General features: G+C 49.0%; 12 protein-coding genes. 9 read left to right on the forward strand and 3 right to left on the reverse strand.

Annotated elements, in window-relative coordinates:
- Positions 1–125 precede the first annotated feature (125 nt).
- Genes recR through dnaX form a run of 3 tightly spaced genes read right to left on the reverse strand, consistent with a single transcriptional unit; the run spans position 126 to position 2,800 of the window.
- Positions 126–740 (reverse strand): recombination protein RecR, encoded by a 615-nt coding sequence (gene recR, locus JNJ77_16175; protein MBL8824123.1) that lies wholly within the window; start codon positions 738–740, stop codon positions 126–128.
- A 3-nt stretch (positions 741–743) separates the two neighbouring features.
- A complete protein-coding gene (locus JNJ77_16180; protein ID MBL8824124.1) occupies positions 744–1,109 on the reverse strand; it encodes a YbaB/EbfC family nucleoid-associated protein in 366 nt (121 codons plus the stop codon).
- Positions 1,110–1,123: 14 nt separating this feature from the next.
- A complete protein-coding gene (gene dnaX, locus JNJ77_16185) occupies positions 1,124–2,800 on the reverse strand; it encodes a DNA polymerase III subunit gamma/tau (GenBank protein ID MBL8824125.1) in 1,677 nt (558 codons plus the stop codon).
- A 252-nt stretch (positions 2,801–3,052) separates the two neighbouring features.
- Here dnaX and JNJ77_16190 point away from each other — a divergent pair, with 252 nt between their 5' ends.
- The 9 genes from JNJ77_16190 to JNJ77_16230 all read left to right on the forward strand — a co-directional run bounded on the left by JNJ77_16190 (position 3,053) and on the right by JNJ77_16230 (position 13,480).
- Positions 3,053–3,733: a LamB/YcsF family protein gene (locus JNJ77_16190; protein ID MBL8824126.1), complete on the forward strand. Its 681-nt coding sequence runs from the start codon at positions 3,053–3,055 to the stop codon at positions 3,731–3,733.
- The gene (locus JNJ77_16195) at positions 3,730–4,671 is read left to right on the forward strand and encodes a biotin-dependent carboxyltransferase family protein (protein ID MBL8824127.1); all 942 of its coding nucleotides are present in this window, start codon (positions 3,730–3,732) and stop codon (positions 4,669–4,671) included. Before JNJ77_16190 ends, JNJ77_16195 begins: the two co-directional genes overlap by 4 nt.
- A complete protein-coding gene (locus JNJ77_16200) occupies positions 4,668–6,125 on the forward strand; it encodes a dienelactone hydrolase family protein (GenBank protein ID MBL8824128.1) in 1,458 nt (485 codons plus the stop codon). The genes JNJ77_16195 and JNJ77_16200 overlap by 4 nt, the downstream gene beginning before the upstream one ends.
- Entirely contained in the window at positions 6,125–7,114 is a 990-nt protein-coding gene (locus JNJ77_16205) for an exo-alpha-sialidase (GenBank protein ID MBL8824129.1), read from the forward strand. The genes JNJ77_16200 and JNJ77_16205 overlap by 1 nt, the downstream gene beginning before the upstream one ends.
- A gap of 6 nt (positions 7,115–7,120) precedes the next feature.
- Positions 7,121–7,990 (forward strand): alpha/beta hydrolase, encoded by an 870-nt coding sequence (locus JNJ77_16210; protein MBL8824130.1) that lies wholly within the window; start codon positions 7,121–7,123, stop codon positions 7,988–7,990.
- Entirely contained in the window at positions 7,957–9,573 is a 1,617-nt protein-coding gene (locus tag JNJ77_16215) for an NAD(P)/FAD-dependent oxidoreductase (GenBank protein MBL8824131.1), read from the forward strand. The genes JNJ77_16210 and JNJ77_16215 overlap by 34 nt, the downstream gene beginning before the upstream one ends.
- A gap of 92 nt (positions 9,574–9,665) precedes the next feature.
- Positions 9,666–10,181, forward strand: a complete 516-nt coding sequence (locus tag JNJ77_16220) for a sigma-70 family RNA polymerase sigma factor (protein MBL8824132.1) — start codon at positions 9,666–9,668, stop codon at positions 10,179–10,181.
- Between the two features lie 61 nt (positions 10,182–10,242).
- Positions 10,243–13,110 (forward strand): serine/threonine protein kinase, encoded by a 2,868-nt coding sequence (locus JNJ77_16225; protein MBL8824133.1) that lies wholly within the window; start codon positions 10,243–10,245, stop codon positions 13,108–13,110.
- Positions 13,111–13,156: 46 nt separating this feature from the next.
- Positions 13,157–13,480, forward strand: coding sequence for a hypothetical protein (locus tag JNJ77_16230; protein MBL8824134.1), 324 nt, complete (start codon positions 13,157–13,159; stop codon positions 13,478–13,480).
- Positions 13,481–13,613 lie beyond the last annotated feature (133 nt).

A 13,613-nucleotide genomic window follows, 5' to 3' on the forward strand; every position in this document is an offset into this window, starting at 1 on the left:
CGCCATACCTTTAGAAGGAGAGATAGCCGCGAAGAGTGTAAAGCGAGAGCAACTTCTATGCCGACATGATAGTCCAAGATGGTGGAAATATCAATGCAATTATTATGCCAATGGCGAACTAACTGCTAAAAATCTCGTCTGCCTTCGAGTGCATCAGACAGCATATCTCTGTTGGCGAATTCGAGACTCAGGCCTGAAGATAGTCCGCGAGCCAGGCGAGTTATTTTCAGGCGATGATTCGCCAGGATGTTGGAGAGATAGAGTGCAGTGCCATCACCTTCCATGGTAGGGTTGGTTGCCATGATGATTTCACGAATGTTGCCAGCTTCGATGCGTCGCAGGAGTTGGTCTACGGTAAGTTTTTCAGGCCCCATGTTATCGAGCGGGGCGAGTCGCCCACGAAGAACATGGTAAACGCCGCGATAATGTGCCGTCCGTTCCAATGCCATCACATGACGGCTCTCTTCAACGATGCAGATGATGCTTTGTTCACGACGCGGATCGCTGCAGATATGGCAGAGTTCGTTTTCAGTGATATGGCTGCACTGACGGCACAAGTGCACTTTTTCCTTGATGGCTCGCAGTGCTTCCGATAATGCCAGGACATCACCAGTTTCGCAGGAGAGGAGGTGATGCATCAGCCGATCTGCCGATTTGGGGCCAATGCCAGGCAGTTTGCTGAGCTGTTGTACCAGGCGATCCAGAGCAGGAACACCAGTTGCTTCAGGTGTCAGTGCCATCAACTATGATCCCATTAATCCGGATAAATCACCCAGCCCCGGTAATGAGCCGCCGCCAGGCATGCCCAGGTTTTGCGTCATTTTGCCTGTTTCCTCAGCGACCAATTGTTTCACTTTTTCAATGGCTAGATTGGTAGCTCCGCGTATCAGGTCTTCAATCAATTCCCTGTCCTGCAGATTCCAGGCAGATTCACTGATCATGCAACTGAGCACTTCCATTTTGCCGTTCATTTTGACGATAACCATATCGCCACCCGCCACACCTTCGGCAGTGATCTGCGCAATGCGCTGCTGTAACTTTTCCATCTCAGCCTGCATCTTGGGGAGATTTTTCAACAACCCCATGACTTCGCCCATCTGCTTGAACATGATTACACCTGTTGTTATGTACCTGTTTTCTGGCCGAAGCCTTCATCCATGTGTACCAGTTGTCCGCCGAGTTGTTCCACCACGGCTTTAGCCAGTGGGACAGACATGACATCCATACGCTGCTGCACTGCCTTGGGAACGAATGCTTTGGTTTCCATGTCGTTGGCAATGTCGAATCTCAAGGCGACTGATTCGCCTGTGATTTTTTTCAGCATCTCCTCCAGTTTGGCACATCGATTGGCATCAGAGCAATAGTCACGCGAGCTTTCGCAGCCCGGTGGAAAGCTTACCAGTAAAGCAGTGGGAGGCTGGAAACTGGTTCGGACAGCTCGTTCCAACTGGAATCGTATCTGCGATTGATTGCCCAGTTGTTCCAGTAATGCGGCCCATACCACTTCATGTTGTTGAGGTGGAATTAATTCTATTTTGGCCAGTGCTGGTAGTTCCGAAATCAGGCGTGATGTGGAAGGTGCCGGAATGGGTTTTGCTATCGATAGTGCCGTGCCTCGTGAGGCTCCGGTCATCGAGCCTCCTCGTGCTGCGCCTTTAGCCATGCCTTCCAGTTGCTTGGCGATTTCCGAGACAGGCAACAAGTCTGCCAGTCGGCATAGGCGGATGACCGCGAGTTCCATCAATACCTGTGTCTGACCGGTTGAACGTAATCGAGTACGAGTGGTGATCAAGACATCCAGGCCTGCCATCATCGCTTCGGCATTCCAGCCGGATAATGCAGATTGAAACGGTTTCAGATCAGCCTCGCACAGATCTTTGACTTCGGGAACATCTCCCAGTGTAACGCGGAGCAGCAGTTGCCGCCAGAGTTCCATCCATTGGTCGAGGAGTTCAGCTAATTGAACACTTTTATCGAGGCAATGATGCAGTGCCTTAAGTGCACCAGAACAATCGCGTTTCAGGATGGCGAGGACCAGGTTGCTGCTGTCCTCATCGTTGGAAAGTCCAAGAAGTTTCTGCACTAGATCGAGTGACAATGAACCCTGCGAAAAGGCGAGTGCCTGATCCATCAGAGATTGTGCATCACGCATAGAGCCGCCTGCACGGCGTGCAATTAACTGGAGCGCTGCTTCTTCCGCAGAATGTCCTTCGGCTTTGACAATGCCGTTCAGCCTTTGCTGAATGCTCTCTCGCGGAATGCCGCTCAGATCAAACCGCTGGCAACGAGACAATATGGTGATGGGGATTTTGTGAACGTCGGTCGTAGCAAAAATGAACTTCACATGTGGCGGTGGCTCTTCCAATGTTTTCAGTAAGGCATTGAATGCCTCTTTGGAGAGCATGTGCACTTCGTCAATGATGTAAATCTTGAAGCGAGAGCTTTGCGGTCGATATTGTGTGTTGCCTCGCAGTTCGCGGATATTGTCGATGCCACGGTTGCTGGCACCATCTATTTCCAGAACATCGATATCTTCACCGATCGAGATGGCTTTACAGGAAGAGCATTCGTTGCAGGGCGTGATGGTGGGGCCATTGACGCAATTGAGTGACTTGGCAAGGATGCGTGCTGTCGAAGTTTTTCCGACACCACGCACCCCAGTAAACAGATAAGCATGTGCAATGCGGTTGGCAGTAATGGCATTTTTCAATGCCTGTGCAATGGGTTCTTGGCCGATCAGATCATCAAACTGCTGGGGTCGATACCGCCTGGCTAGTACGGTATAGTTCTGTCCGCCCATGGGTTTGGCTGTCTCTGTTTTGGCAGTGGCTTTCTTGGCCATTGGCGTGTTGTGCCTCCCTATAAGGTTCACCATACAGGTTAGGGCACCCTCAGCAAGTTGTCAGTTTTCAGTTCTCGTACAATTCTGCATGAGTTAAAATAGGCGTGGAATTGGTCGAAGTTTTCTCCCAAAATGAACGATGCGGTGAATGGGCACACTTAGGGTGAATACGTGCCAATGGGGGTACCCAACCAACATGGATGAAGAACCATGCAGATTGATATCAACGCTGACCTTGCCGAAGGTTTTCCTCACGACGAGGGATTGATGCAACTGGTCAGTTCGGTGAACCTCGCCTGTGGTGCGCATGCAGGCAATCCGCAGTTAATGGCGAAAAGCCTGCGGTTGGCGCATCAACTCCGAAAACGCATCGGTGCTCATCCAGGGTATTTTGATCGAGATAATTTTGGAAGGGTTGAAAGGGCTGTTGCCCCAGAAGAGTTGTGCCAGGTTGTTCTCTACCAGATGGGAGCACTCAAGGCGCTGGCTGATGATGTTGGAGCGAAAGTATCTTACATCAAACCACATGGTGCAATGTATCATCAGGTGAACCGCGATCAGCGCCTTGCGGAGACACTTGTCAGGATTGCAGACCAATGGGAGTTGGCAATCGTCGGGTTGCCCGATTCGATACTGGAAAAAGAGTGCAGGAAAGCAGAGGTTACCTATTGGAGAGAAGGGTTTGCGGACCGGTGCTATCTACCTGATCGTAGCCTTGTGCCTCGCGATCAGCCTGGTGCGATGATCGACGATCCTGTTGAGGCGGTTGCTCAAATTCACTGGTTAGTGCAATCAGTCAAAGTTGACACCATCTGCATTCACGGCGATGGAGATAACGCGGTTGTCTTCCTCAAGCAGGTCATACAGTTATTATCTGAGAGCAAGTCATGACGCTGAAAATACTGCGACCAGGAACGTACAGTATTTTGACAGGACCGCTACGGCTTGGATCAATGCATCAAGGAGTGCCACGCGGCGGACCGGCAGATAGACATTCTTGGATCATCGGAAATGCATTGGTAGGCAATGAATCCGGCACAGAATCAGATGCCTGCATTGCACTGGAAATAACTTTAACTGGTCCACTGTTGCAGGCAATGCAACCTGTTACGCTGGTTCTTGCGGGAAGCGCGTTCGACATGAAACTGGAAAGCAACCGGGGTTCACGATTGCTCCAACCTGGACATGTGTTTGAGATGCACGAGGGTGACATACTGGATATTGCAGAGTGTAAGCAGGGTATGAGAGCTTATCTTTGCACTCCTGGAGGCTTCCAATCTACTGAATTGAATGGTGGCATTGTACGAGCACCGTTGAAACCAGCAGATATGCTTTTAACGCATAGTATCGCGAGAAATCGATTCCACAACAGATGGATTGAACCTGAAGTTTGGCCTGATCAATCGCCACTAGGAACTCTGCGCATGCTGTCAGGTACTCATTGCGAGAAGAAATGGCTACAGCAATTATTGCAAGCAACTTTTACAGTCTCGAAAGACAGCAGCCGGATGGGGATCAGATTGACAACCAATCTGAAGCGCCAGCAAAAATCTGACACCATGCTTTCTTCACCGGTTGTTCCCGGCACATTGCAGTGGCCAAATGGCGGTGCGCCGATTCTGCTGGGAGTGGATGCCCAGAGCATTGGTGGGTATCCTCGGTATGGACATGTCGTCTCTGCGGACATGGATGCTTTAGGTCAACTGAAAGCAGGCGAGGCCATTCGATTTCAACTGGTGAACCTGCAAGAGGCAGAACAGTTAAGACAGTCCCGGAATCGCTGGCAGCAGCTCTGGGTCAACAGATTATTGAGCATGAGGTATCCATGAAACGAAAGACGTTGCCTCTGATGTTCCTGCTGATGTTGCCCCTTTATGGTTTGGCACAAGCCGAGCGACATGAATTGGGGAGAAGGCTCAGGAACTTTGAAACGACATGGGAGCAAACTACCGACGCTGGCTTGCGTCAGCAGGCAGCTGAACAGATGAACCAGGCGGTAAACTCTTTCTTCAGTCTGAAGTTGATGGATGCAGGCCAAGCCATGGATCGAGGCATATTATTGTTGAAGGGAAATGTGGGGAATTCCAAGTTAGAAAATCTGACATCCATCTGGCTCAAGCCCGAAGGAGTATGGCTCGATTCCAAAGACAACAAGCTTCCGATCAAAGTAGAACGGTTTTATCCATTGAAAGTATCCGTCAGCGACCAGGTGCAATACCGGGCCGAATGGTTGTCAACATCCGCTTCTGAAATGAAGGCAATACCCGGGGGCGAAGGAAAGCTGCGGATTCCAGATAAGCTTTCGCTTGCTGTTCCACCACAGTCTGGCGATTACATGTTGCGTATGCATTGGTCAGATGGCTCAAGTTCCGTCAGCATTGAATATTTCAGGTTATCCATTTCCGAGAATCGAGATGAAAGATTGAGGTTGATTAATCAACTGGTCATGCAAGACAAGTTTTTGCAGGATTCGATTGACAAAGTCAGCTTGCAGTTAAACATCAGGCAACTCAATCGACTGGCAAAAGGCGAAATATTGGAGACAGATTATCCTGCACAAAAGTGGCTGACCGAATGTGAACAAGTGCTGGATAAGATTAACAGGAATGAACCGTTTTACCAATCAGGCAGAATGGAGCAGCACTGGATGGGTGTAAAAACAGCGGCGAAAGGAGTGGTTCCGCTGCGTATTCAGACTGTTCAGCCAGGTAAAGACAGCAAAGTGCCGGTAGTCTTGGCGTTGCATGGCGCTGGCGGTAGCGAGAATCTTTTTTTCGATGGTTATGGCAACGGGAAAATAGCTCGACTGGCTGCAGAGCGAGGATGGTTCGTGGTCGCACCCAGGAATTCATTCAGTAAGCCTGGCCATGATCAGACGCTTAAATCGTTGGCAGAGCGTTATCCCGAAATGGACCTGACCCGTGTATTTGTCGTTGGACATTCAATGGGAGCATCTGAAGCATTGCGTGAAGCAAGTCAGAACCCAGGCGCGTTTGCTGCAGTGGCAGCTTTAGGTGGCGGTGGTTCTGCCAGGCCCGTAAAGGATGACAAAAAACTGTTTCATCGCATCTCATTTTATATTGGCGTAGGCGAGCATGATTTTGCACGCAACAATGCAAAGAATCTGGAGCGACAGTTAAAGCAATTAGGAATCGATTCTGTCACGTTCAATGAGTATAAGGGATTGGAGCATATGATCATAGTTCAGGATGCCTTGCCAGAAGTTTTTCAATTCTTTGATAAAGTAAACCACAGCAAGGTTAACCAATCAGAGACTAAATAATGCTGGTATGCGTTTGGCTCTTCATGTGTTTGTTGCCGTCGGGTAATGTCAAAGACTCGCCGATACAGGCCAGAATCGTGAATGCTCAGGTTATCTGGAATCAGGATCCGCACAGTGCTTTTACTGATTTGATCCACTGGAAGGATCAGTTTGTCTGCATTTTTCGCGTCGGCAAGGGCCATATATCCCCTGATGGTGCACTGCAACTGCTGACTTCGACTGATGGCAATCATTGGTTGCCACTGGCACGCATAGCTTCACCAGTTGCAGATTTGCGTGATCCAAAGCTGGCCGTGGGGCCAGCAGGCGAGTTGCTCGTTTATGCTGCGGGTGCGATGCATGATAAAACCAAGACAACCCATCGCAATTATGTCTGGACCAGCGTGGAGGGCAAGAAATGGAGTGAACCAAAGGAAACAGGTGAGTCAGACAACTGGCTTTGGCGTGTAACGCGACATGTCTCTGGCTATTATGGCTGGGGTTATGGAACCGGGAAAAACCGATTCTTACAGTTGTTCAAGAGCAATCAGGGCCGGGACTTCACTTCGGTTACTCCACCCCTGTTGCAGGACAAAGGTTACGCCAATGAAACGGCTATGGTCATGGATCAGAAACATGCATGGTGCCTGCTGCGGCGTGATGGCAATGCTCCATCCAATACAGGACTTCTTGGTACATCGCTCGAACCGTTTACCGTATGGACATGGCGCGATCTTGGAGTCAGAATTGGTGGGCCCAGCATGCTGCGGTTGCCTTCCGGGCAGTTTCTGGCTACTGTCAGGCTGTATTCTCCCAAGGTGCGTACGGTGCTTTGTCAGCTTGATATGGAGAAAGGTCATCTCAAGGAATTGCTGACACTTCCTTCGGGAGGCGATTGCAGTTATGCTGGCATGGTCTGGCATCAGCAGAAGCTATGGATCAGTTACTACTCTTCCCATGAAGGTAAGACTTCAATTTATCTTGCAGAGGTCGAAGTAAGAGAGGAATAAACGCTCATGAAGAGGTTAATGATGAAAGGTTTTCTGACGGTGGGGGGCATGCTGCTGTCTGCAGTTCTTGCCTTTGCAGGCGAAGGGCAGTTTGTTTCCAATGGAGTCAAACTACAGTTTCTGGAATCAGGCATTCCTGCGGGTGAGCCTGTCATTTTAGTTCATGGCTTCGCGGTGAATGCAACATTGCAATGGTCGTTGCCGGGCATCACCAGAACGTTAAGTGATCGCTACCGAGTGATTCAGTTTGATAATCGAGGACATGGCAGAAGCGAACGGCCTAAGGAAGCTGATCAGTATGGGATGGAAATGGTACATGACATCGCCCGTTTGATGGATCATCTGCAAATCAAACAGGCGCATATTGTTGGCTATTCGATGGGCGCATTTCTAACACATAAGTTTGCTGCTACTTATCCGGACAGGGTGAAATCTATCGTGCTGGGTGGAGCAGGCTGGCTGCGTGATGGCCAGGCGACAGACATCATGGATGAAATCAGCGAATCGCTGCGTACCAGAAAAAGCCTGGAACCACTGTTCCGTGCGTTGCATCCTCCTGGCGCGAGGCCGATTACGCCTCAGGCACTGGAAGCATCGAGCAAGATGGCATTGCTGATCAACGACCCTGTTGCTTTATCACATGTTGCCAAAGGTATGAAGCAGTTAAAGCTAAATGAAGATGAAATGAAGTCAGTAAAAGCTCCGACACTATGTATTGTGGGCGAGCGAGATCCGCTCTGTGAAACGGCTCGCCTGCTTGATGGGCAAAGGCCAAGACTGAAGATGCACTACATTCATGGTGCACACCATATGAATGCATTTGAATTGCCTGTATTTAAGGAATGCATCCTGGCGTTTCTCAAGGAGCAGATGTGAGCCAGCGATACGATGCAGTCGTTGTGGGGGCTGGTCATAATGGATTAACGGCAGCTGCTTACCTGGCCAAGGCTGGACGAAAGGTGCTCGTTCTCGAACGCCGTCCTATGGTGGGAGGCTGCTGTGTCACAGAAGAACTCTGGCCAGGCTGCAAGGTTTCAACAGCTTCCTATGTGAACAGCCTGCTGAGACCGCAGATCATTGAGGAACTGCAATTGAAAAAGCATGGATTTTCCATGCTGCCACGCAACCCTTCGTCGTTTACGCCGTTTCCTGATGGCCGATCGCTGATGATGGGGCCGGATGAGGTACTCAATCATCGGGAAATCAGCAAGTTCAGCAGGAAAGATGCGGATGCCTTGCCTCGTTATGAAGCCATGTTGTTGCGTGCAGCGGAATTTCTAGAACCGACTCTGGATGAAATTCCACCTGATCCCTGGTCGTATAAATTGTCTGACCTTTGGCAGATGGGCAAGCTCGGAATGCGGCTGGCAAAGCTCGGCAAGGCAAGCCAGGATGTTCTCGAAATTCTGACAGGGGCTGCATTGCCTATCCTGGATCGATGGTTTGAAACTGAAGAAGTCAAAGTAACGCTGGCAACCGATGCTGTCATTGGCGCTGCGGCTACGCCCTCCATGCCCGGCACGGCTTATGTTCTCTTTCATCATGTCATGGGAGAATGTGAAGGGGCACGTGGTGTATGGGGTTATGTGCGTGGTGGCATGGGCTCCATCAGCAATGCTCTCGCCAGTGCTGCGAAAAGCTACGGAGCTGTTATTCGTTGTGATGCGCCAGTCTCGCAGTTTATCATCAAAGATAACGAAGTTCGGGGCGTGGTCTTGTCTTCGGGCGAGGAAGTATTGACAGATACCGTGCTTTCCTGCCTGGATGCCCATACGACATTTCTGAAATTGACACCGCACGGTCACTTGCCTGATTCGTTTGAAGCCAGTGTGAGAAGCCTTGATTACACCAGCATGACAGTAAAGATTAATGTGAAACTGAGTGTCCCTCCCGATTTCTCAGCACTTAGATCATTTGGAAAAATCGGGCCTCAGCATCATGGGACCATGCATATCTGTCCAACACTGGAAACCATTGAACGCGGTTATGCAGAAGCAAAGTTGGGCAGGCCATCCAGTACACCGATGATCGAAGCTACGCTACCCACAGCGCTGGATGATTCGCTGGCGCCGCCCGGCGTTCATCTCATGGGAATGTTCGTTCAGTATGTTCCTTATGCGTTGAAGGAAGGTGCCTGGGATACTGCATCAAGAAAGGCTTTCGCTGAGCGCTGCTTTAAGGTGATGGACGAATATGCACCCGGTTTTTCGTCAACCGTTCAGGATTACCAGGTGCTGACTCCCCTTGATCTCGAACAGACCTTCGGTCTGACCGGTGGTAACATCATGCAGGGAACCATGAACCTGTCGTCACTGTTTTTCATGCGGCCGGTTCCGGGCTGGGCTAAGTACAAGACGCCGATTGATGGGCTCTACTTGTGTGGTGCTGCAGCACACCCAGGTGGCGGAGTGATGGGTGCAGCAGGTCGCAACGCTGCGACAGCTGTGTTACAAAAGTAAGAACTTGAAACTGTTATTTATTGCTTGATAGAAAAAATACATCAATGTAGAATTGCCTGAGTTCATCAGGTTGCCAAGATTATCACAATACTATGGCTGAAACTGATTTTGATCGTGATCTATATGCGGAGTTGCGACGGCTTGCAGCCAATTTGCTGAAGCATGAAAATGCAGGATTTGTCTTGCAACCCACAGCACTGGTGCATGAAGCGTTTCTCAAGATACAGGTGAGTTACCCTCACCTGCTCAAACAGGTTGATAAGCGACAGTTTTATGCATGTGCTGCCAAAGCTATGCCGCGCATTCTGATCGATGTGGTCCGCAAGGAAAAAGCTAAAAAACGTGGTGGGAATGCATTGCGAATTGAATTCCCGATTTCCGAAATTGCCAATCCCAAAACAGCAGCAGAGCTTACAGCGTTGGCTGAAGCGGTTGAGTGCCTGGGCAAACATGATCCGGAATCGGCAGAACTGGTGAATCTCCATTTCTTTGTGGGTATGACGCTGCAACAGGTTGCGGAAGTCATGGGGATATCACTGCGAACAGCGCAACGGCACTGGAGATATGCTAAAGCCTGGTTATTTAAATTTATCAGCGAAAATAAATAATTCTGGCACAATCGAAGTCGTTTTTACGCTTATTGGTTAGAGCCAGGAATCAGGATCTGCTATGAACGAGAAGGAAATCTTTGAGTCTGCTATTGAAATACCTGATCCGCAGGAAAGGGCGGCTTACCTTGATCGTGCCTGTGCTGGAGATGATAAGCTCCGTGAAAGAATTGAATCTTTGCTGCGTGCTGATGAACGGGCTGCCCATTTTCTCGAAAAAAGTGCAGGGGAGCCATCTACCAAAGCGTTTGATGAACCTGATGTAATCACTATCGACACTATTTTGGATGGAAAATACCGGCTGCGACAAAAGCTCGGTGAAGGTGGAATGGGGGCCGTCTATCTCGCGGAAACTATCCGAGATGTTAAGCATCAGGTAGCTGTAAAAATCATCAAGCCAGGTTTTGATTCGAAATCAGTCCTGGCGCGATTTGAACAGGAACGCCAGGCTTTGGCGTATATGGATCACCCCAATATTGCCAAGTTTCTTGATGCCGGGTCGACCCCATCTGGCCAGCCCTATTTTGTGATGGAATTAATCAAAGGCATACCCATCACCAAATACTGCGATCAGGAAAAGCTTACTGTCGATGAACGACTGGAACTGATTATTCCAGTGTGCATGGCAGTTCAGCATGCTCACCAGAAGGGCATTATCCATCGCGACCTGAAACCGGGGAATATCCTGGTCGGGCTGTACGACGGCAAACCAGTGCCCAAGATCATCGACTTCGGTGTAGCCAAGGCAACTATTGCTCCACTGACGGAGAAAAGCATCTTTTCCGAGTTGGGAGCTGTCATTGGTACGCTGGAGTATATGTCACCTGAGCAGGCCAAAGTTGATAACTTGGATATCGATACGCGTTCAGACATCTACTCGCTGGGCATTATCCTGTATGAATTGCTGACGGGCACAGTGCCGTTTTCGCGGAAAGAACTGAGTGCAGCCGCCATGCTGCATATGTTGCAGGTTATTCGGGAGGAAGAGCCTGATAAGCCCAGCACGAAGCTGTCTGCATCGGGATCATTGCCGAGCGTAGCTGCAGTGAGAAAGATCGAGCCCAGTGCGCTCACACGGAAATTGCAGGGTGAAATCGACTGGATCGTGATGAAGTGCCTGGAGAAAGAACGTGCCAGGCGTTATGAAGTACCTTCGCAACTGGCACAGGATATTAGAAACTACTTGTCGGATAAGCCTGTACAGGCTGGTCCACCCAGTGCTGCTTACCGGTTCAAGAAGTTTTTGAAACGGCATCGAGCCAAGATGGCGGCTGCTTCGCTGATAGCACTTGCGCTCATAGCCGGGCTGATTGGTACCACCTGGGGATTGCTCAAGGCACAAAAAGCAGAGAAGGAAGCGAAGACCGAAGCAGAAACAGCCAAAGCAGTTATCCATTATCTGGAAAATGATCTGTTGAAACTGGCAGACGTCAGCGTGCAGGCGGAGGCGGGGCTTCTTGTTAACAAAGACATTAAACTGCGAGATGCAGTTCACCGGGCTGGTGCTTTGCTGATGCAGGGGAAACTGGACAAAGAGCCTGCCGTAAGAGCTGTGCTGCATCGAACAATTGGTCGAGCGATGGTTGCGCTGGGAGATTATAAGGAGGCTCTGCCTCATTTGCAGAAATCAGAAGAACTTCGAAGAGAGATTGGAGGCAGCCAGGATCTGGTATTGCTGGAGAGCCAACTCTATCGCGTGAGAGCGATGCTGGAAATGGGTTCCAATAAGGAGGCAGATGCGCTGGCTCAAGAAAGTCTGGTCTCACTCAGACAACAGTTGCCTGAACATGCACCGCTTGTCATTACTGCCAGAAGGTTACAGGCGTTGGCGAAACAGAAACTGGATCAATACGAAGTGGCACAGAAATTACTGGAGGGGTTGGCTGAAGACTGTAGAAGGCATTTCGGCCCACAACATCTGGAAACGGTGATCAGTAATGTCAGTTTAGCAAGCACATTGGGGACAGTTTCAGTCAAACATCAGTCAAAAGAACAGCAGGAGACTGCAAGAAAACAGTTTGAAGTGAATATGCCACTACTTAAGCAATTGCGGGGAACTCAACATCCAGAATTCCTGGAAGCCATGAATGATCAGGCAGTCTTTTTATCTCGATGGAAGATGTTTAAGGAAGCTGAAGAAATTCGGCACGAACTGATAAAACATTATCAGTCAGTTTTAGATGATGATCATGACTCCGTACTCATTGCGCGAAATAACCTGGCCACCTTATATGTAAACACGGGACGACTGGATGAGGCCGATAAAATCCTGAATGATGTTTGCAGCAAATACAAAAGCAGATATGGTGTGCAAGAGTATGAATACGATGGACTGATGGCTGCCAAAGCTGGATTGGGAGGAATTCAGTTTCGAAGAGGTAATTTTAGTACTGCAGCAGAGTTGTTCAATTATGCAAGAGAAGCGGCACGTAAAAAATATGGCCCAGATAACCATGACTATATGAAGTTCACCAATTCGATGGCCGAATGTGAATTTCGAGCAGGAAAGCAAACGGAGGCAGAACGCCTGTTTGAGGAAGTATTGACGATCAACAGCAAAGTAACACCGCCTTCTGAGGTTAATCTGTTCGAAAACAGGCTGAATATCGTCAGGGTAAGGCATGCAATCAACAAACTAAAATCATGCAAAGAGTTGCTTGAACTCAACGATAAAAGTCCAGCTTACTCCAAAATACCATTATGGCGAAAGGCTGTCCATCATTACTATCAGGCTGAATATTACCTTGCCATGGGTGACAAAAGTTTAGCCAAAATGGCTGCCGAGAAAAGCGAGGGGCTCTTCCAAGAAGATAAGCAGGAAGAGAAAAAAGACATTGAGAAAAAACCCAGGCCTTCTGAGTACCTTCCGGGGAAAGAACGGGCAAAGGCTTATGATGCATTACAAATCACACGACAGAAACTGCGATAGCTTACAGTTAGTTGTTGCAGCCATGTCACAAACCGGAGAAAGTAAGATGCCTCAGATCGAACACGTCGAAGTTGTTGCAGGTGGATTTCCGCCACTCGTCGGGCGCTTCATCGAGGCAGTAATCTATGTAGTTACAATACAACAAAAGGCCGATGGTACGTATGAGCCTGGGAATAAGCATTACTTACTTGATTTTTCACTCGATGATCTTATGACACTTACAGTTGCTATGATTGGAAAAAGCGATGTTAAGATTAAAGAATTAGGTTCAGGGAAAAATGGCCATCGGTATGTATACTTTGATGATACAGTGAAGGTTGATAGTTTAGGGGAAGAGACATTTATTCCAGCAAAGATTGATCGAACATGATAAGGTACCAATAGATGCGGATGCAATTATCAATTTAAATTGAATTGTTTACTAAACAATAGCGATTCGACGATTGCATTTGTTTTCACTTCCGCATCTTCACTTGCCAGATGTTACGGTACTGTACATGGTG

This window comes from Planctomycetia bacterium (genome assembly GCA_016795155.1).
Classification (GTDB): Bacteria; Planctomycetota; Planctomycetia; order Gemmatales; family HRBIN36; genus JAEUIE01.

Bases quoted from the DNA above. Each gene is read 5' to 3' on its own strand.
- dnaX (MBL8824125.1), bottom strand. From the start codon at position 2,800: ATGGGCGGACAGAACTATACCGTACTAGCCAGGCGGTATCGACCCCAG.
- JNJ77_16230 (MBL8824134.1), top strand. From the start codon at position 13,157: ATGCCTCAGATCGAACACGTCGAAGTTGTTGCAGGTGGATTTCCGCCA.
- JNJ77_16225 (MBL8824133.1), top strand. From the start codon at position 10,243: ATGAACGAGAAGGAAATCTTTGAGTCTGCTATTGAAATACCTGATCCG.
- JNJ77_16195 (MBL8824127.1), top strand. From the start codon at position 3,730: ATGACGCTGAAAATACTGCGACCAGGAACGTACAGTATTTTGACAGGA.
- recR (MBL8824123.1), bottom strand. From the start codon at position 740: ATGGCACTGACACCTGAAGCAACTGGTGTTCCTGCTCTGGATCGCCTG.
- JNJ77_16180 (MBL8824124.1), bottom strand. From the start codon at position 1,109: ATGTTCAAGCAGATGGGCGAAGTCATGGGGTTGTTGAAAAATCTCCCC.
- JNJ77_16215 (MBL8824131.1), top strand. From the start codon at position 7,957: ATGCATCCTGGCGTTTCTCAAGGAGCAGATGTGAGCCAGCGATACGAT.
- JNJ77_16190 (MBL8824126.1), top strand. From the start codon at position 3,053: ATGCAGATTGATATCAACGCTGACCTTGCCGAAGGTTTTCCTCACGAC.
- JNJ77_16205 (MBL8824129.1), top strand. From the start codon at position 6,125: ATGCTGGTATGCGTTTGGCTCTTCATGTGTTTGTTGCCGTCGGGTAAT.
- JNJ77_16210 (MBL8824130.1), top strand. From the start codon at position 7,121: ATGAAGAGGTTAATGATGAAAGGTTTTCTGACGGTGGGGGGCATGCTG.
- JNJ77_16200 (MBL8824128.1), top strand. From the start codon at position 4,668: ATGAAACGAAAGACGTTGCCTCTGATGTTCCTGCTGATGTTGCCCCTT.
- JNJ77_16220 (MBL8824132.1), top strand. From the start codon at position 9,666: ATGGCTGAAACTGATTTTGATCGTGATCTATATGCGGAGTTGCGACGG.